Here is a 17,391-nt window from a genome sequence, read left to right on the forward strand (position 1 = left end):
GAATTCGCGGGCCGCAAGTCGGTCGCGCTCACGCCCGAAAACCTCGCAACCTACGACGTCGTCCTCATCGCCACCGACCATGACGGGATCGATTGGGGCCACCTCGTCGCCCATGCGAAGCTCGTTGTCGACACCCGCAACGCCTGCGGCGCGATCGGCTCCCCCAAGGTGGTGCGCGCCTGATGAGCGAGATGAAGGAACACCCCGACCATCCCGGCGCGCTGATCCACGAGAGCAGCTATGTCGATAGCCCCGCCAAGATCGGCGAGGGCACGAAGATCTGGCATTTCTGCCACGTCCTCCCGGGGACCGAGATCGGCCGCAATTGCAGCCTCGGCCAGAATGTCATGGCCGGGCCCGACGTGATGATCGGCGACAATTGCAAGATCCAGAACAATGTCAGCATCTATGCCGGCGTCACGCTCGACGAGGGCGTGTTCTGCGGGCCGAGCTGCGTCTTCACCAACGTCAACAATCCGCGCGCCGAGGTGCGCCGGATGGACGAAGCGCGCCCCACGCTGGTCCAGCGCGGCGCCTCGATCGGAGCGAACGCCACCATCGTCTGCGGCAACACGCTCGGCGAATATTGCTTCATCGGCGCGGGCGCGGTGGTGACCGAGAACGTCCCCGCATATGCGGTGATGGCCGGCGTGCCCGCGCGGCGGATCGGCTGGATGAGCAAGGCCGGGGCAAGGCTGGGCGCGGACTTGGTCTGCCCCATCGACGGATCGAAATACAGGGAAGCGCATGGCGGACTCGAACGCATCGATTGAACGCCCGATCGAGTTTATCGATCTCGCCGCGCAACAGGCACGCCTGCGTCCCCAGATCGACGCCGCGATCGCGCGCGTGCTCGATCACGGCCAATATATCATGGGCCCGGAGATCGCGGCGTTCGAGACCGCGCTTGCCGACCTCACCGGCGCGAAGCACGTCATTAGCTGCGCAAGCGGCACCGATGCGCTGCTGATCGGGATGATGGCGCTGGACCTGGGACCCGGCGACGCGGTGCTCTGTCCCGGTTTCACCTATACTGCCACGCCCGAGGCGATCGCCCTGCTCGGCGCGACGCCGATCTTCATCGATGTTGATGCGAACGACTTCAACGTCGATCCCGCCAGGATCGCCGGCGGCATCGCGCTTGCGAAGGAAAAGGGCCTGAGGCCGGTCGGCATCATCGTCGTTGACCTGTTCGGCCTGCCTGCCGATTACGACGCGATCCGCGCCGCGGCGGGCGATCTCTGGATCATGGCCGACGCCGCCCAGTCGCTCGGCGCGCATTCGCCCCAGGGCAAGGTCGGCACCTTCGGCACGATCACCGCGACCAGCTTCTTCCCAGCCAAGCCGCTCGGCTGCTACGGCGACGGCGGCGCGATCCTGACCGACGAGGCGGGGCTCGCCGCGATCTGCCGGAGCATCCGCCTCCATGGCCGCTCGACGATCGACAAATATGATATCGAGCGGATCGGCGTGAATGGACGGCTCGACACGCTCCAGGCCGCGATCCTGCTCGAGAAGCTCAAGGTCTTCGAGGAGGAGGTCGAACTCCGCCAGACGGTCGCCGCGCGTTACAACACCGCCTTCGCCGATATCGCCGCAGTCCCGCCCATGCCCGAAGGCACCACCTCCGTCTGGGCCCAATACACGCTCAAGGTCCCCGCCGCCCGCCGTGATGCGATCCAGGCCGCCCTCAAGGCGGTTGGCGTCCCCACCGCGGTCTATTATCCGCGCCCGCTCCACCATCAGGGCGCGTACCGCCACTATCCCTTTGTCGGCAACGGCCTGCCCACGTCCGAAGCGCTGTCCGCGGAAGTGCTGAGTTTGCCGATGCACCCCTATCTTTCTGCCGAAGAGCAGGACTACATCATCGAGCGCGTCCGCGAGGCGCTTCAGAATGGAGACGAACCCGCGTGACGCTCGAAACCCTGCAGAAGAAGAAGATCCTCGTCACCGGCGGCGCCGGCTTCATCGGCAGCCATCTGTGCGAGCGCCTGCTCGCCGATGGCGCCGACGTGCTCTGCGTCGACAATTTCTTCACCGGCCAGAAGACCAATGTCGCGCACCTGCTGGGCAATCCGAATTTCGAGATCCAGCGGCACGACGTGACCTTCCCGCTCTATGTCGAGGTCGATGAGATCTACAATCTCGCCTGTCCCGCCTCGCCGGTCCATTACCAGCACGATCCGGTCCAGACGACCAAGACCAGCGTGCACGGCGCGATCAATATGCTCGGCCTCGCGAAGCGCGTCGGCGCCAAGATCTTCCAGGCTTCGACCAGCGAGGTCTATGGCGACCCCAACGTCCATCCCCAGCCCGAGGAATATTGGGGCAACGTCAACCCGATCGGCTTCCGCTCCTGCTATGACGAGGGCAAGCGCTGCGCCGAGACACTCTTCTTCGACTATCACCGGCAGCACGGCACGAAGATCAAGGTCGCGCGCATCTTCAACACCTATGGCCCGAACATGCATCCCAATGACGGGCGCGTGGTCTCGAACTTCATCGTCCAGGCGCTGATGGGGACCGACATCACCATCTATGGCGACGGCCAGCAGACGCGCAGCTTCTGCTTCGTCAGCGATCTGGTCGAAGGGTTCGTCCGGCTGATGGGCACCGGCGACGAGGTCACCGGCCCGATCAATCTCGGCAATCCCGGCGAGTTCACGATGATCGAGCTGGCCCAGGCGGTGATCCGCCTCACCGGCTCCAGGTCGCAGCTCGTCCACAAGCCCTTGCCCTCGGACGATCCCCGCCAGCGCAAGCCCGATATCGCCAAGGCCCAGTCGATTCTCGGCTGGGAACCCAGGGTGCAGCTCGAGCAAGGGCTGACCGCGACGATCGCCTATTTCGACAAGGTGCTGAGCAACAGCGGCATCGCGCGGCGGTAGTTACTCCGGCGGCTTCCCGTCGGTCTTCTCCGCCGGCGCCTCGGTTTCCTGCTGCTTGCGGGCGCGGATGATCCGCACTTCCGCGACGCTGGTCGATGCCGGCGTCGAGGAATCGAACGCCGAGAACATCAGGTCGATCCAGTAGAAGCTGCAGCGGCTGTCCTCGGCGACGACGAACGGCTTGTCGAGATCGGTGTCCACGCGTTCGCTGAACGCGGGGATATCCGGATCGTCCGATTCGGCGCAGTGCACGCGCACGGTCAGGTCGCTGCCGCGGGTGAACTCCGCACGGCCCAGCTTGACCAGCAGCTGATAGCTGCCCGGCGGCATCGCGATCAGCTGGCGCGCGACGGTGCCGCCCGATCCCGCGATCGCGTTGATGATCAGCGTGCCGCGGCCCTCATCGATCGCCGAGCCGATCCGGCCGTCGCTGATCAGCTCCCAGTCGAGCGGAGGCATCGAAGGCAGGTCTTCGAAGCTCGAATTGCGCAGCAGATTGTCGCGGTCGCCCGGCTTCGCGGGCAGGCCCTTGCCGAAACTGAGCGCCAGATCCATCCGCTTCACACGGATGAACGACGCCATCAGCATCGCATCGACGTCGCTCTGCTCGTCGCGCCCGGTCAGCATGCGCGAACGCAGCACCTCGGCATTGGGCAACGCGGCATCGTTGGCGGCGACCGCCCGCCAGAAATTCAGTTCCCAGCTCGGCTTGGCGCGCAACAGCCGCAGGAATACCGGAATGGTATCGGGATTGGCCAGCGCCTGCGCGAAGGCGGGCATATATTGCTGCCCCAGCTCCGGCTTGACCTTGAGCGCCTCGTCGAGCAGCCCCAGCACCTGTTCCGAATGATCGCCGGGCATCGTGCCGTAATGGTTGATCAGCCAGGCGTTGGCGACGAGCTCGCGCTTGTCGAGCGTATGCGTCGCGACCATCAGCGTCGCCGCCTCGTCATGCTTTCCCGCTGCGTCGCGCTCGATCCCGATCAGCATGAGCGCACCGCTGGCGAGCGGCTCGCGGCGCAGCGCCTCGCGCGCCTCGGCCAGCTGCTCGGGCCCGACACGCATGTCGCGGACCGCGGCGGTCTTGCCCATCGAACCTGCCGTGGCGTGGTTCTGATAGGCAAAGCCGTTCTTGGGGAAGAGCATCAGCGCGGCGCGCGGCGCAATCTCCTGCGTCACCGCGCCCGCCGCGGTCAGCGCGAGCCACAGCGCCGCGATCAGCGCGCCGCCCCAGATCACGAGCGCCGGGGGCGCGAAGCCTGTCGTCTCGTCCGGCATCAGGCGGCTTCGGCCGCCGCCGCCGCTTCCTTGGCGGCGCGGGCGCGGCCATAGCCATAGCCGCCATAGCCGTAGCCATAACCATAGCCGTAGCCATAGGTCATGTTACGCGCATCGAGCTTGGTGACGAGCGCGCCGAAGATCTTGGCGCCCGGCAGTTCGAGCCGCTTGAGCGCGCCGCGGACGAGGCGAAGCTTGCCGACATTCGACTCGATCACGAACAGCACGCCATCGACCGACCGGCTGAGCAGCGGGGCATCGGCGAGGCCGAGGACCGGGGGCGCATCGATGATCACATGATCGTGGCTTTCGCGCAGCTGGGCGAGCAGGTTGCGGAAGCGTTCGGAGGCGAGCAGCTCGGCGGCGTTGGGCGGGATCGGCCCGGCGGCGATCATCTCGAAATTCTGGCCTTCGGGACGCTGGAGGATCTCCGTCGCGTCGATCGCGCCCGACAGATAATTGCTGAGGCCCGGCCGCTCCGGATCGAGCACCATCAGGTCGTCGAGCCGCGTATTGCGCATATCCGCGTCGATCAGGACGATTTTCGCGCCCGTTTCGCCGAAAAGCCGCGCCAGCGCATAGGCCGAAAGGCTCTTGCCCTCGTTGGGCCGCGAGCTGGTGAGCATGAAGACCCCCGGCGCCCCGTGATCGGTGAGGAACGACAGGTTGGTACGCACCGCCAGATAGGATTCGTAGAGCTGCGTCTTCTTGTCGCGCAGCTCGCCACCGACTTCCTTGTCGTCGATGCGCGGGATGGTGCCGAGCAGCGGCAGCCCGAGCTCGCGCTGGACGTCCGCCGGATCGCGCAGGCTCTGATCGACCTCTTCGGCGATCACCACCAGCGCGGCCGCGAGCACGAGCCCGAGCAGCACCGAAATCGCCAAATTGGTCGCCAGATCGGGATCATAGGGGAGCCCCGGCACATCGGCCAGGTCCACGACCGAGACGTTGTTCGACCCCACGCCGACAACGCCGATCTCCTTGTAGCGCTGCAGCAGGCTGTCATAGAGCTGGCGGTTGGTATCGACCTCGCGATCGAGAATCTGATACTCGATCATGCTGTTGCGCTGGCCATTATAGCTGGTCTTCAACGTCTCGAACCGCGCCCGCAGCTCATTCTCCTTGGCGAGCGCGCCGCGATACGCAGCCTCGGCATCGCTGCGCGAACGGCCCTGCTCGGCGGCGATCGACTGGTCGATCGTCAGGATCTCGGTCCGCAGCGCCTCGGCCTCGGGATAGCCCGGCTGGAACTTGGTGAGCAACGCGGCATAGCGGCCCGCAAGCTCGGCGCGGCGCTGGCGCAGCGACGCGATCGTCGTTTGCGACGGGGCATTGGGATTGTTCACCGCGGCGCGCAGCGCGGCCTCGGCGCTGATCCGCTCGGAGGTCGCCTGGGCCAGCGCCGAATTGAGCGCCGCGAGATCGTCCATCACCAGCGTGCGCTCGCCGCCGCCGCCCTTGCCCTTCCCCGACGCGTCGCCGCCCGAGGAAAGCGTCACGATGCCCTTGCCCGTGGCATAGGCGACGAGTTCGCGCTCCGAGGCCTCGAGCCGCGTGCGGAGCTGGCTGAGCCGCTGCTCCAGAAAACCGCGCGCATCGGCGGTCGCGGTGAAACGGCGCTCGAGATTGGCCTGGATGAATTCCTGCGCCCAGGCATTGGCGACACGCGCGGACAGATCGGGACTGGGGCTGCTGAAACGAATATCGACCAGGTTCGAGTTGCCGACCGGCTGGATCTCGACATTGCGGAGCAGGATGCCCGCCGCGTCGTTCAGCCGCGCGGCCTGATCGGCGGCGCTCCGCGTCTTGCGCGAGGCGCCTTCCTCGACCTTCGGCCCGCCGAACTTCGCGAAGAAGCTGTCGTCATTCTGCAGGCTCAGCGCCCGCGCGACGCGCTCGGCGAGCGATTTGGCGCGCAGCAGCTGATACTGGGTTTCGTAGAATTGGATGTCGCGGCCGCGGTCCTCAACCTCGACGCCCTGCACCGAAAGCACCTTGGGCTGGTTGCGCGCGATCTCCAGCCGCGCGGTCGCACGATATTGCGGGGTCGCCATCAGGGTGACGATCACGCCCACGACCATCGCGACCAGCACGATCCCCAGGATCATCAGCCTGCGGTTGAGCACCGCCTGCCAATAGCGTTCGGCCAGCGACAGCGCGCGCTCGTCGAAGCGCCGGGCTCGCGCCATCGGCGTGTCGATGGCGGCCGCGGCGGCGGGATCGAACGGTGCCTCTTCGTAGGTGATGGTGTTCATACGGGTCGCGAACCTACTTGAAAGCCTGGGTGAGAAGGATGAGCGGCGCGGTCAGCACCGGCATCGCCTGCAGAATGTCCTGGAACCGGCGCCGTTCCGCCGAATCGCCGACGATGATGATGTCGTTGGCGAAGATCTCGGGATCGGGATAATTGCCGCGCCGGATCGCACCGAGATTGTAGAGCCCGACATAGCGCTGGCCCTGGACGGTGCGGAAGATCACGACATCGTCGAGCTTGGCATATTCGGTGGTGCCGCCCGCGATCGCGACCGCCCGCATCAGCGTCTGGCGCCCGACCACCGGATATTGGCCCGGCCGCGCGACCTGACCATCGACGGTGAGATTTTGGCTGACGCGCTCGAGCACGTTCACCGTGACCTGCGGATTCTTGATATAGGCGTTGAGCTTGCCTGCCAGCGCCAGCGAGATCTGGCTTGGAGTAAGCCCCGATGCCTGCACTTCGCCGACCAGCGGAAAGGCGAAGGTGCCATTGGCATCGACCGTCACGGTGCGCTTCAGGTCGGGCACGCCGTAGACCTCGACCTCGAGCTTATCGAGTGGGCCCAGCAGATAGGGTTCGTTTTCGGTCATGCGGTCCGAGGCGGAGGGCCGAGGCAGGTCGGAAAGCTGCGCGACCTGCATCCCCGGCGCCTGGCCGATCGGCCCCGGCGCGCGGTTGCCGCATGCCGACAGGGCGAGCGCCATCAGACAGCCCGCGGCCAGCGCGAGGCCCGATCTCAACGTCATGCGATTTTCCTTCACCTGTGCCGCATCCTTCCCGTCAGGCCCTGCCGCCGCCCGACCGCCGCTTGATCTTCACCGCCGGCTCGGGCGTGTCGGCAAGAAACGCCACCATCAAGACCGCGTACAACATCATCGACGGAACGCGGAGAGGATAATCGAGCGCGCTCGCCAAAAGAAGCAGGAGCAGTACGCCCAGCGCCATCGCCGCCATCTGGGTGCGCGGCAGGTTCGTCAGACGCGCACGCCAATGCCCCAGCACCACGCCGGCGAGCCAGCCCATGAAGCCCAGCGCGATCAGGATCGCCGGCAATCCGCCCTCGATGATCCATTGCAGCCAATCGTCATGCGCATTGTTGAGATATTCCTCGCGCAGGAACTGGCTGGTCTCATAGCTGCGATAGACATATTCGAACGATCCGAAGCCGGTGCCGAAGACCCAATGGTCCTTCGCCATCTGGATGATCTGCGGCAGCACCTGCGCGCGCAACTCCTCCGCGACGGACAGCGACACCAGCCGGTCGAACGACCCCGAATTGGCGAACAGCGCCGCCGCGCCCAGCGCGGACACGCCGATCACGCCCGCGATCGGCAGCCAGCGCAGCGGCGAGAGCTGCTGGGCATGCGCATCGCTCCCACGCCGGAGCCCGGTCAGATAGAGGGCCACGCCCAGACCGATCGCGAGCAGCCCGATCAGCAGGCCCGCGCGCGACCGGTTGATCAGCAGGATCGCGATCACCAGCAATGCAGCGGCGGCGTAGAGGATCGGCTTGGCCGAGTTCACGCCGGTGCGCAGCCGGTGGAGATCGGTCAGCAACCAGGCGGCGATCAGCAGCGTGGTGGCGAGGAACACCGCATTGTGGTTGCGGTTCGCGAACAGCCCGACCGCCTCGCCGATATTGGTCATCCGATAGAGATAGAGCGGCCCCGACCCCATCGCATACTGGCCGAGGCTGAACAGCGCGCTGACCGTCGCGACGATCAGGAAGACCGGCAGGAGCCGCCGCCGGTCGTCTTCGGCCTGGATCGCATAGAGCATCAGCGCGGTGATCGGCACGATCAGCGATCCCAGCGCATTCATCGTCTTGGATGGCGCCAGTGAGATCGGCCGCCAGATCTCGCCGAGTCCGGCGAGCTGATCGTTCGCGGCGATCGCCGCGCGCCCGGGGAGCGCGCTCCACAGCCCATGCGGCAGCGGGATCAGCTGAAGGATCATCCATCCGCCCAGCGCCACCAGCAGCAGGATCGGCACGCGCAGCCGCGCGAAATCGCCCGGTCTCGCGGCCGTGAGCGCATAGGCGGCGAAGAAAGCGCAGGCCGGCCGGAGGATCACCAGCGACGCGACATCGTCGCGCGATCCGCCCCCCGTCAGAAAAACGAGCGCAACAAAAGCGGCCAACACCCAGAAGCGCGCCGGGATGTCGCCCGGCAATCCCGAGAGGCGCAGTCGCGAACCACTCGAAGACCGGCGCTTCGCCGGCCCGAATATCGCAAATCTCCGCAAGCCAAACCCCTTGATATTTCTCCGCGAAATCCGTGGCATCGCGGCCCGGCCCCCTGCGGCTTCCGGGGCGGTATAGGTGGCCATGCGATGCTCCGCAACCGGGGTCGCAAACAGATAATCGCGCTTGGCCTCATCGTCATTATCGGGCAGTTGCGCCCCAAATGGAGGGCAATCGAGCATGACCAGCAAGCGCCCCGTCGCGCTGATCACCGGCATCACCGGGCAGGACGGCGCCTATCTGGCGCGGCTCCTACTGGCCAAGGGCTATGCAGTGCACGGTATCAAGCGCCGCTCCTCCTCGTTCAACACCGGCCGGATCGAGGATATCTATGAGGAGCCGCAGGTCGAGGACCCGCACCTCAAGCTCCATTATGGCGACCTGACCGACAGCACCAACCTGATCCGGATCATCCAGGAAACCCGGCCCGACGAGATCTACAATCTCGCCGCGCAGAGCCATGTCGCGGTCAGCTTCGAGACCCCGGAATATACCGCCAATGCCGACGCGGTCGGCACGCTCAGGCTGCTCGAGGCGATCCGTATCCTCGGCATGGAGAAGACCACTCGCTTCTACCAGGCCTCGACCTCGGAGCTGTACGGCAAGGTCCAGGAAATCCCCCAGACCGAGAAGACGCCCTTCTATCCGCGTTCGCCGTACGCGGTGGCGAAGCTCTACGCCTATTGGATCGTGGTGAATTACCGCGAGGCGTACGGCATGCACGCCTCGAACGGCATCCTGTTCAACCATGAAAGCCCGATGCGCGGCGAGACCTTCGTGACGCGCAAGATCACCCGCGCGGTGGCCGCCATCAAGCTGGGGCGGCAGGCGACGCTCTATCTCGGCAATCTCGACGCCAAGCGCGACTGGGGCCATGCGCGCGAATATGTCGAGGGCATGTGGCGGATGCTCCAGCAGGACGAACCCGACGACTATGTCCTCGCGACCGGCGAGACCGTGTCGGTGCGCCAGTTCGTCGAATGGGCGTTCGAGGAGGTCGGCGTGACGATCGCATGGAAAGGCGAAGGCGAGGCCGAGCAGGGCTTCGACGCCGCGACCGGCGAACTGCGCGTCGCGATCGATCCGCGCTATTTCCGCCCGACCGAAGTCGATCTCCTTATCGGCGATGCCAGCAAGGCACGTGAAAAGCTCGGTTGGGTCCACACCACGACCGCGCACGAACTCGCCATCGAGATGGTCCAGGCCGATCTCAAGGTGATGGCGGATGCGCCGGTGGGGCGCTCGAACGGATGAGCTATTCGCTCGAAGGCAAGCGCGTCTTCGTCGCCGGGCACCGCGGCATGGTCGGCGGCGCACTGGTACGGCGGCTGGCGAGCGAAGGCTGCGAGGTGCTCACCGCCGGCCGCGGCCAACTCGACCTGACCGACCAGCGCCAGACCTTCGACTGGGTCGCCGCCAACAAGCCCGACGCGATCTTCATGGCCGCGGCCAAGGTCGGCGGCATCCTCGCGAACAGCAGCTATCCCGGCCAGTTCCTCTACAAGAACTTGATCATGCAGGCGAACATCGCCGAGGCGGCGCGGCTCGCGGGCACCGAAAAGCTGATGCTGCTCGGCTCCTCGTGCATCTATCCCAAGATGGCGCCCCAGCCGATCGAGGAGGACGCGCTCCTCACCGGGCCGCTCGAGCCGACCAACCAATGGTATGCCATCGCCAAGATCGCGGGGATCATGCTCGGCGATTCGTACCGCGCCGAATATGGCTGCGACTTCATCTCGGCGATGCCGACCAACCTCTACGGAATCGGCGACAATTTCGATCTCGAGACCAGCCATGTTGTCCCCGCGCTGATGCGCAAGGCACATGAGGCCAAGCTGGCGGGCGCGAAGCAGCTGGTGATGTGGGGCACGGGCACCCCGCGCCGCGAATTCCTCTACGCCGACGATTGCGCCGACGCGCTCGTCTTCCTGATGAAGGCCTATTCGGCGCCCGGCCATGTCAATGTCGGCAGCGGCGAGGACCTCGAGATCCGCGAGCTCACAAGGCTGATCTGCGAGGTCGTCGGCTTCGAAGGCGAGATCGTCGCCGACCCCACCAAGCCCGACGGCACCCCGCGCAAGCTGATGGCCGCCGACAAGCTTCGTGCGATGGGGTGGTCGCCGAAGACCTCGCTGAGGGACGGGCTGGCGAAGACCTATGAATGGTTCCTCGCCAACCGCGCCTGAGCCTCAGTTGATGTCCTGGCGCCGGAAGACCCACAGGACCAGTCCCGCGAGCCCCACGACCCACCCCGCGATCGCCAACAGCGACACCGTCTCCGAATAGGCGATCACCGTGCCGGTCGCGAGCTTGGCCTGGAAGCCCGCGCCCTCGGCCATCCAGCTCGCCAGGTTCTGGAGGTGATAGCCCGGCAGGATGCGGTAGGGGATGGCGGGCCATTCCATGCCATAGCTGCTGAGCCATTGGACGATCTTGCCCAGCAATTCGTCGAGCGTGACCAGCACGATCGAGATGATGACCGTGGCCAGGGTCGATCGGGTCGATATCGCCGCCGTGGTGGCATAGCCCGCGGTGATCAGCAGCGGCGCGATGCCCAGCAGCAGCAGCTTGCCATGCTCGTACAGGATCGTGCCGAGGGTCAGGCCTTGCGGCAGCGCCTCGCCCGACACCGCCGACCCCAGATAGCGCATCAGCACCGAGATCAGCGCGGTCGCGATCCAGGCGATGTAGAGCAGCCCCAGGGTCACGAGATATTTGGAGCCGAGCAGCTTCCACCGCGAGGCGTGCGGCACCACCAGCTTCCAGGTGTTCCAGCCATATTCGCCGGCGAACACCACCGCGAAATAACCCGCGATCAGATACCGCCCCAGGCTGATCGAGGCGATGTGCCACACCACCGACGTGTCCTCGATCCACCCCGCCACCGTTTCCGGCTTGGTGCCCTTGGACGCGACCATGATCGTGATTGCGAAGATCACGAAGAACAGGACCGGATAGAGCCAGACGAGGAACCAGGTGCCCTTGTGCGGCAGCATCTTGGTCCATTCGGCCGAGATCAGGTTACGCATCGGCCGTCTCCGTTCCGGTGATGGCGAGGAATGCCTCCTCCAGGGTGCGCTGGTGCGGGGCCATGCTGAACACATCCACCTTCGCCGCGACCAGCCGCCGCAAGATCTCCGGCGCATCGGCCCTTCCGGCGCGGACCTGCAGCCCGTCGCCCTCGATCTCGCACGGCCAGCTCTCCACCAGTGCCGCCCGCGCTGCGTCCAGCGGCGTCGCAACGATGTGGAAGCTCTCCTCGGTCTTGAGGATGCCTTCCACCGTATCCTCGCGGATCAGCACGCCGCGGTCGATGATCGCCACCCGGTCGCACACCTGCTGCACCTCGTTGAGCAGGTGGCTAGAGAGGAACACGGTCTTGCCATGCTCCTCGGCCAGCGAGCGGATCAGCCGCCGCATCTCCTGGATGCCCGCCGCGTCGAGCCCGTTGGCGGGTTCGTCGAGGATCACCAGGTCGGGGTCGTTGAGCAACGCCGCCGCCACGCCCAGCCGCTGGCGCATGCCGGTCGAATAGCCCTTCACCTTGCGTTTGCCGTCCTTCTCGAGCCCAACCTGCGCGAGCAGCGGATCGATCCGCTCGGTCCCCAGCCCCTGGGTCCGCGCAAGCACATCGAGATTCTTGCGGCCCGACAGGAACGGATAAAAGGCCCCGCCATCGACCAGCGATCCCAGCCGCCGCGACGGCTCGCCATGGCGCAGATCCTTGCCGAACAGTCGGACGCTGCCCGATGTGGGCGTGATCAGCCCGAGCAGCATCCGGATCGTGGTGCTCTTGCCCGCACCATTGGCGCCGAGAAAGCCATAGACCTCCCCCGCCCGCACGGTGAGCGACACATCCTGCACCGCCCGCACGCCCCCGGCCTTTCGGCCATAGGTCTTGCTGAGCTCCGTTATCTCCAGAACCGGGTCTTCATGCATCCGACGGGCTCACCTTTCACAACTGTTTTATCCGACTAATACACTGACAAGGGGCACGTCAAGGATCAGCTGCGCCGCACCAGCTCCAGCACCTTGAGCAGATAGCGGGACTGCATCATCGCCCGGTTGGTCCGGATGCCATGCTCGCGGCAGGCGCGCAGCATCTCGGCATCGATGATCCCGCGCGACGCCCCGCCAGCGGTGCTCACGCCCCCCACCTGCATCTTCACGAACACGTCGCGCAGATAGGTGTAGCTCAGCCCGTGCTTGGCAAAGGCTCGGACGATGAAGTCGAAATCCGCGGCGATCTTGAAGTCGGTGCGGTAATTCCCGACGCGTTCATAGGCCGCCTTGGTCAGCACCATCGCCGGATGCGCCGGCATCCACCCCCAGCCGATCCGCTTGGGGTGAAACATCCCGCTATTGTAGCGCCGGATCGATCTGTCCGGCGTGCCCGGCCTGAAGAAGGTCACGTCGCCGAGCACCGCATCGGTCCCACCCGAATCGAACGCCGCCGCGACCCGGCTCAGAACGCCGGCATCGGCATAGTGATCATCGGCGTTGAGCAGCGCGATCACGCCGCCGCTGGCCCGCGCGATCCCCTTGTTCATGGCATCGTAAATGCCCTTGTCGGGCTCCGAGACGAACACATCGCCCGGCCGCAGCACCGCCGCGACCCGATCCGGCGTCCCGTCCTTCGATCCGCCATCGATAATGACATGCTCGACATCGGCGAAATCCTGCGCCTGAACCGACTTGATCGCCTCGAGGAGGATCTCGCCCGGATTGTAACAGACGGTGACGACGGAGATTTTGCGGACAGGCATCGTCGCGCCGCTTAGCAAAGCAAACGCGATTGGGTTAGCCCGGTTTTAAGGGAGGAAGGCTAGAGCGAGAGCATGAGCGGACCCCGTATCCTCACCATCTTCGGCACCAGGCCGGAGGCGATCAAGCTGTTCCCCGTCATCGCGGCGCTGCGCGATCATGGCGGGATGACGGTACGCACCTGCGTCACCGCCCAGCATCGCGGGCTGCTCGATCAGGTGCTGGCGATCGCCGGTCTCACCCCCGACGTCGATCTCGACCTGATGGAGCCCGGCCAGACGCTCGACCGGCTGACCGCGCGCCTGCTCACCGGACTCGGCGACGTGATGGACGCCGAAAAGCCCGATCGCGTCATTGTCCAGGGCGATACCGCCACCGCGATGGTCGGCGCGCTCGCCGCCTATTACCGCAAGGTGCCGGTCAGCCATGTCGAGGCGGGGCTGCGCTCGGGCAATATCTACCAGCCCTGGCCCGAGGAGATTAACCGCCGGATCGTCGCGCCGATCGCCGACCAGCATTTCGCGCCCACCCAGACCGCGGCCGATGCGCTCCTCAGGGAGAATATCGACCCCGCGGGCATCCATGTCACCGGCAACACCGTGATCGACGCGCTCCACTGGACCCGCGCGAAGATCGCCGCCAATCCCAGCCTCGCGTCAGGCCTCGACGAGATCGCCGCGCGCTTCGCCGGCAAGCGCCTGATCCTCGTGACTACCCATCGCCGCGAGAATTTCGGCGGCGGCATGGAAGGTATCGCCCGCGCCCTCGCCCGCATCGCCGACCGCAGCGACACCGCGATCCTCTTCCCGATGCATCCCAACCCCAATGTCGCGGTCGCGATGGATGCGATCCTGGGCGAACGCGACAATGTCGCCCGCATCGAACCGCTCGATTACCCCCATTTCATCCGCGCGCTGGAGATGTGCGAAATCGCTCTCAGCGATTCGGGCGGCGTCCAGGAAGAAGCGCCCGCGCTCGGCAAACCCGTGCTCGTCATGCGCGAGACCACCGAGCGCCCCGAAGGAGTCGAAGCCGGCACCGCGAAGCTGGTCGGCACCGACGCCGACCGTATCGTTTCCGAAATCTCAACCCTCCTCGACGTACCCAGTGCCTATTCGGCCATGGCGCGCGCCCACAATCCGTTCGGCGACGGCCATGCGTCCGAGAGGATCGCGGGGATTGTCGCCAATGGCGCCGGAGTCTGAGCTCAAGGTTGCAGTTATCGGTCTGGGCTATATCGGCCTGCCCACCGCCGCGGTGATCGCGCGTACCGGCGCGATGGTGCTCGGCGTCGATGTCCGGCAGGACGTCGTCGATACGGTGAACTCCGGCAAGGTCCATATCGAGGAGATCGACCTCGACGGCCTCGTTTCGGGCGTGGTCGCGCGCGGCACGCTGCGCGCCTCCACCCGGGTCGAGCCGAGCGACGTCTTCCTGATCGCGGTCCCCACCCCCTTCAACGCGGATCACTCGCCCGATATCGGCTATGTGCTCAAGGCCACCACCACCGTCGCCACCGTGCTCAAGGCCGGCGACACGGTGATCCTCGAATCGACCTCGCCCGTCGGCACCACCGAGAAGCTCGCCGAATTCCTCGCCCAGCTCCGCCCCGACCTCAAGGTCCCCGGCCACTGCGCGGGCACACCCGACATCGCCATCGCCTATTGCCCCGAGCGCGTGCTGCCCGGCCGGATCGTCGTCGAGCTGATCGACAACGACCGCTGCATCGGCGGCATCACCGCGCGCTGCAGCCGCAAGGCGCTCCAATTCTACCGCCGCTTCGTCCGCGGCGCCTGTGTCACCACCACCGCGCGCGCGGCCGAGATGACCAAGCTGGTCGAAAACGCCTTCCGCGATGTCAACATCGCCTTCGCCAACGAACTGTCGGTGATCGCCGAGGGGATGGGGATCGATGTGTGGGAGGTGATCCGCCTCGCCAACCGCCATCCGCGCGTCAACATCCTCTCGCCCGGCCCCGGCGTCGGCGGCCACTGCATCGCGGTCGACCCCTGGTTCATCGTCCATGGCGATCCCGAGAATGCCCGGCTGATCCGCACCGCGCGCGAGGTCAATGACGGCAAGACCGACTACACCATCGCCCGCGCCGAGGCGCTGATCGACCGCGCCGGTGGCGCCCCGGTCGCGTGCCTGGGCCTCGCCTTCAAGGCCAATATCGACGATTTCCGCGAGAGCCCCGCGCTCAAGGTCGCCGAGCATCTGGCGGCGCGCTACGGCAAGCAGATCCGGATCGTCGAACCCTATGCCGCGCAGCTTCCGCCGTCGCTGGCCGAAACCGGGGCGCAGCTGATCGACATCGACACCGCGATCGACACCTGCCCGGTGTTCGTCGTGCTGGTCGATCACGAGGTGTTCAAGTCGATCCCGCTCTCCGAACGCGGCGCCAAGCTGGTCTATGACACGCGCGGCATCTGGCCCGATCAGCCCTCGGGCGACGACGAAGCCCCCTCGCTCCGTCTCGCCGGCTAAGCCCGGTTCCCCTATCGGACGTCAGCCGTTATAGGGTCGGGCGATCCCATGTTCGGCAAGTTGTTCAAAACCAGTCGCCCCAGCCCTGCTCCGGTGGCGCTCCAGGCATCGGTGCCGCCCGGCGAACGCATCTATGCGATCGGCGATATCCATGGGCGTGCCGATCTGCTCGATCAGCTGCTGGCGATGATCGACGAAGACAATATCGCCCGCGGTCCGGCGAAAATCCGCCTGATCTTCCTCGGCGACCTGATCGATCGCGGCCCCGATTCGAAGGGCGTGGTCGAACGGCTGATGGACGTGAAGGCACGTCATCCCGAAACGCACATCCTGCTCGGCAATCACGAGGAGGTGTTCCTCCAGGCGATGCGCACCGGCAGCATCGGCGCGCTCCGCTATGCGCTGCGGATCGGGGCAGACACCACGATCCAGAGCTATGGCGTCACCGGCGAGGAATATACGCGCACCAGCATCGAGCAGTTGCTCGAGATCAGCAGGCAGCGCGTGCCCGAGGCGCATCTCGATTTCATGGCCGATTTCGAGGACATGGTGTTCGCGGGCGACTATGTCTTCGTCCATGCCGGCGTCCGCCCGGACAAGCCGCTCGACCGCCAGAAGATCAACGACCTGCGCTGGATCCGTGACGATTTCCTCGATTATCGCGGCACGCTCGAGAAGATCGTTGTCCATGGCCATAGCATCGCCGATGCGGTCGAGACGCTGCCCCACCGAATCGGCCTCGATACCGGCGCCTATGCCTCGGGCGTGCTCACCGCGATGGGGTTCGAGGGCGGCGAACGCTGGCTGCTTCAAACTGGGACAGGGCCCGGCTGAGCGGCGAAGGGCCTGCTCGCGGCGATTCTTCCCCGTCCGGCCCCCGATCCCCGAAAAGGCCCCGGAACGGCAGTTTTCCCCGTTAACCATAGCCTTGCGGCGCGCCCGCGCTCACGGTTCGATGACGCGGCTGCGAAACGATTGTTGCCTTGCTGCAACAGAGCCCCCCGCAGACGCGCAAACACCCCGCTTCAGCTTGCCACTTCTGGGGAAATCGCGTAGGCAAGCCGGGCAAAGGAACAGTTCCGGCTTTGCGGAGTTAGGGTTTTGTCCATCAACGCGAGCTATCGCAGCGGGGACGTTGAAACCCGGGTTTGCAGAGTAAGTAGCTGGACAGTAGGCTTGGGATACGATATTCCGCGCCCGGTAAAGCAGGGCAGCAGGCTTAAGAGGGAGAATTAAAGGTGAAATTCAAGGGCCTAGTATCGATCGCTGCGGCGCTCTCGCTGGTGACTATTTCGTCGGCGGCTGTCGCGCAGCAGGCTGCTCCCCAGCCCGCCACCGAGCAGGTTCGTGGTGAGAGCGAAATCAAGGGTTCGACTGCCATCGTGTCGCTGCTCGCGCTGACTGCCGTCATCGCCGGTGCGGTGATCGCGCTGCAGAAGAAGGGTCATCCGACCTCGCCGTGATCTCGGCGATCT

Annotated in this window: 16 protein-coding genes and 1 pseudogene; 10 read left to right on the plus strand and 7 right to left on the minus strand. The window is 65.8% G+C overall.

What is annotated here, in order from left to right; genetic code table 11:
• The 4 genes and pseudogenes from OF829_RS00005 to OF829_RS00020 form a co-directional block, all read left to right on the plus strand.
• Positions 1-183 (plus strand): annotated as a pseudogene (locus OF829_RS00005) (hypothetical protein); the annotation flags it as partial.
• A complete protein-coding gene (locus tag OF829_RS00010) occupies positions 183-773 on the plus strand; it encodes an acyltransferase (protein WP_319951526.1) in 591 nt (196 codons plus the stop codon). The pseudogene OF829_RS00005 and the gene OF829_RS00010, both read left to right, overlap by 1 nt.
• Positions 748-1,914: a DegT/DnrJ/EryC1/StrS family aminotransferase gene (locus tag OF829_RS00015; protein WP_264937898.1), complete on the plus strand. Its 1,167-nt coding sequence runs from the start codon at positions 748-750 to the stop codon at positions 1,912-1,914. Before OF829_RS00010 ends, OF829_RS00015 begins: the two co-directional genes overlap by 26 nt.
• Entirely contained in the window at positions 1,911-2,888 is a 978-nt protein-coding gene (locus OF829_RS00020; protein ID WP_264937899.1) for a UDP-glucuronic acid decarboxylase family protein, read from the plus strand. The genes OF829_RS00015 and OF829_RS00020 overlap by 4 nt, the downstream gene beginning before the upstream one ends.
• On the opposite strand, the gene OF829_RS00025 is transcribed toward OF829_RS00020, so the two are convergent.
• Genes OF829_RS00025 through OF829_RS00040 form a run of 4 tightly spaced genes read right to left on the minus strand, consistent with a single transcriptional unit; the run spans position 2,889 to position 8,565 of the window.
• Positions 2,889-4,166 (minus strand): hypothetical protein, encoded by a 1,278-nt coding sequence (locus tag OF829_RS00025; RefSeq protein WP_264937900.1) that lies wholly within the window; start codon positions 4,164-4,166, stop codon positions 2,889-2,891.
• Positions 4,166-6,421: a GumC family protein gene (locus tag OF829_RS00030; RefSeq protein WP_264937901.1), complete on the minus strand. Its 2,256-nt coding sequence runs from the start codon at positions 6,419-6,421 to the stop codon at positions 4,166-4,168. Before OF829_RS00030 ends, OF829_RS00025 begins: the two co-directional genes overlap by 1 nt.
• 13 nt (positions 6,422-6,434) lie before the next feature.
• Positions 6,435-7,169 carry a polysaccharide biosynthesis/export family protein gene (locus tag OF829_RS00035; protein ID WP_264937902.1) on the minus strand — a complete coding sequence of 245 codons (735 nt, stop codon included), beginning with the start codon at positions 7,167-7,169 and terminating at the stop codon, positions 6,435-6,437.
• 34 nt (positions 7,170-7,203) lie between these two features.
• The gene (locus tag OF829_RS00040) at positions 7,204-8,565 is read right to left on the minus strand and encodes an O-antigen ligase family protein (RefSeq protein ID WP_264937903.1); all 1,362 of its coding nucleotides are present in this window, start codon (positions 8,563-8,565) and stop codon (positions 7,204-7,206) included.
• A 280-nt stretch (positions 8,566-8,845) separates the two neighbouring features.
• Between OF829_RS00040 and gmd the strand changes: the two genes are divergently transcribed.
• On the plus strand, positions 8,846-9,919 hold the full coding sequence (gene gmd / locus OF829_RS00045) for a GDP-mannose 4,6-dehydratase (RefSeq protein WP_264937904.1): 1,074 nt from the start codon (positions 8,846-8,848) through the stop codon (positions 9,917-9,919).
• Positions 9,916-10,851, plus strand: a complete 936-nt coding sequence (locus OF829_RS00050) for a GDP-L-fucose synthase family protein (protein ID WP_264937905.1) — start codon at positions 9,916-9,918, stop codon at positions 10,849-10,851. Before gmd ends, OF829_RS00050 begins: the two co-directional genes overlap by 4 nt.
• 3 nt (positions 10,852-10,854) lie before the next feature.
• Here OF829_RS00050 and OF829_RS00055 read toward each other — a convergent pair whose 3' ends face one another.
• The 3 genes from OF829_RS00055 to OF829_RS00065 all read right to left on the minus strand — a co-directional run bounded on the left by OF829_RS00055 (position 10,855) and on the right by OF829_RS00065 (position 13,431).
• Entirely contained in the window at positions 10,855-11,694 is an 840-nt protein-coding gene (locus OF829_RS00055; protein WP_264937906.1) for an ABC transporter permease, read from the minus strand.
• Positions 11,687-12,604, minus strand: coding sequence for an ABC transporter ATP-binding protein (locus tag OF829_RS00060; protein ID WP_264937907.1), 918 nt, complete (start codon positions 12,602-12,604; stop codon positions 11,687-11,689). Before OF829_RS00060 ends, OF829_RS00055 begins: the two co-directional genes overlap by 8 nt.
• 65 nt (positions 12,605-12,669) lie before the next feature.
• Positions 12,670-13,431 (minus strand): glycosyltransferase family 2 protein, encoded by a 762-nt coding sequence (locus OF829_RS00065; protein ID WP_264937908.1) that lies wholly within the window; start codon positions 13,429-13,431, stop codon positions 12,670-12,672.
• 72 nt (positions 13,432-13,503) lie between these two features.
• Between OF829_RS00065 and wecB the strand changes: the two genes are divergently transcribed.
• The 4 genes from wecB to OF829_RS00085 all read left to right on the plus strand — a co-directional run bounded on the left by wecB (position 13,504) and on the right by OF829_RS00085 (position 17,379).
• Positions 13,504-14,634: a non-hydrolyzing UDP-N-acetylglucosamine 2-epimerase gene (gene wecB, locus OF829_RS00070; protein WP_264937909.1), complete on the plus strand. Its 1,131-nt coding sequence runs from the start codon at positions 13,504-13,506 to the stop codon at positions 14,632-14,634.
• Positions 14,618-15,916, plus strand: coding sequence for a UDP-N-acetyl-D-mannosamine dehydrogenase (wecC, locus tag OF829_RS00075; RefSeq protein WP_264937910.1), 1,299 nt, complete (start codon positions 14,618-14,620; stop codon positions 15,914-15,916). Before wecB ends, wecC begins: the two co-directional genes overlap by 17 nt.
• 48 nt (positions 15,917-15,964) lie before the next feature.
• Positions 15,965-16,750 (plus strand): metallophosphoesterase family protein, encoded by a 786-nt coding sequence (locus tag OF829_RS00080; RefSeq protein ID WP_264937911.1) that lies wholly within the window; start codon positions 15,965-15,967, stop codon positions 16,748-16,750.
• A gap of 404 nt (positions 16,751-17,154) precedes the next feature.
• Entirely contained in the window at positions 17,155-17,379 is a 225-nt protein-coding gene (locus OF829_RS00085) for a hypothetical protein (RefSeq protein ID WP_264937912.1), read from the plus strand.
• Positions 17,380-17,391: the final 12 nt, after the last annotated feature.

Source organism: Sphingomonas caeni, assembly GCF_026013415.1.
Taxonomy (GTDB): domain Bacteria; phylum Pseudomonadota; class Alphaproteobacteria; order Sphingomonadales; family Sphingomonadaceae; genus Sphingomonas; species Sphingomonas caeni.

Bases quoted from the DNA above. Each gene is read 5' to 3' on its own strand.
- OF829_RS00010 (WP_319951526.1), top strand. From the start codon at position 183: ATGAGCGAGATGAAGGAACACCCCGACCATCCCGGCGCGCTGATCCAC.
- OF829_RS00015 (WP_264937898.1), top strand. From the start codon at position 748: ATGGCGGACTCGAACGCATCGATTGAACGCCCGATCGAGTTTATCGAT.
- OF829_RS00025 (WP_264937900.1), bottom strand. From the start codon at position 4,166: ATGCCGGACGAGACGACAGGCTTCGCGCCCCCGGCGCTCGTGATCTGG.
- OF829_RS00030 (WP_264937901.1), bottom strand. From the start codon at position 6,421: ATGAACACCATCACCTACGAAGAGGCACCGTTCGATCCCGCCGCCGCG.
- OF829_RS00035 (WP_264937902.1), bottom strand. From the start codon at position 7,169: ATGACGTTGAGATCGGGCCTCGCGCTGGCCGCGGGCTGTCTGATGGCG.
- gmd (WP_264937904.1), top strand. From the start codon at position 8,846: ATGACCAGCAAGCGCCCCGTCGCGCTGATCACCGGCATCACCGGGCAG.
- OF829_RS00050 (WP_264937905.1), top strand. From the start codon at position 9,916: ATGAGCTATTCGCTCGAAGGCAAGCGCGTCTTCGTCGCCGGGCACCGC.
- OF829_RS00055 (WP_264937906.1), bottom strand. From the start codon at position 11,694: ATGCGTAACCTGATCTCGGCCGAATGGACCAAGATGCTGCCGCACAAG.
- OF829_RS00060 (WP_264937907.1), bottom strand. From the start codon at position 12,604: ATGCATGAAGACCCGGTTCTGGAGATAACGGAGCTCAGCAAGACCTAT.
- OF829_RS00065 (WP_264937908.1), bottom strand. From the start codon at position 13,431: ATGCCTGTCCGCAAAATCTCCGTCGTCACCGTCTGTTACAATCCGGGC.
- wecB (WP_264937909.1), top strand. From the start codon at position 13,504: ATGAGCGGACCCCGTATCCTCACCATCTTCGGCACCAGGCCGGAGGCG.
- wecC (WP_264937910.1), top strand. From the start codon at position 14,618: ATGGCGCCGGAGTCTGAGCTCAAGGTTGCAGTTATCGGTCTGGGCTAT.
- OF829_RS00080 (WP_264937911.1), top strand. From the start codon at position 15,965: ATGTTCGGCAAGTTGTTCAAAACCAGTCGCCCCAGCCCTGCTCCGGTG.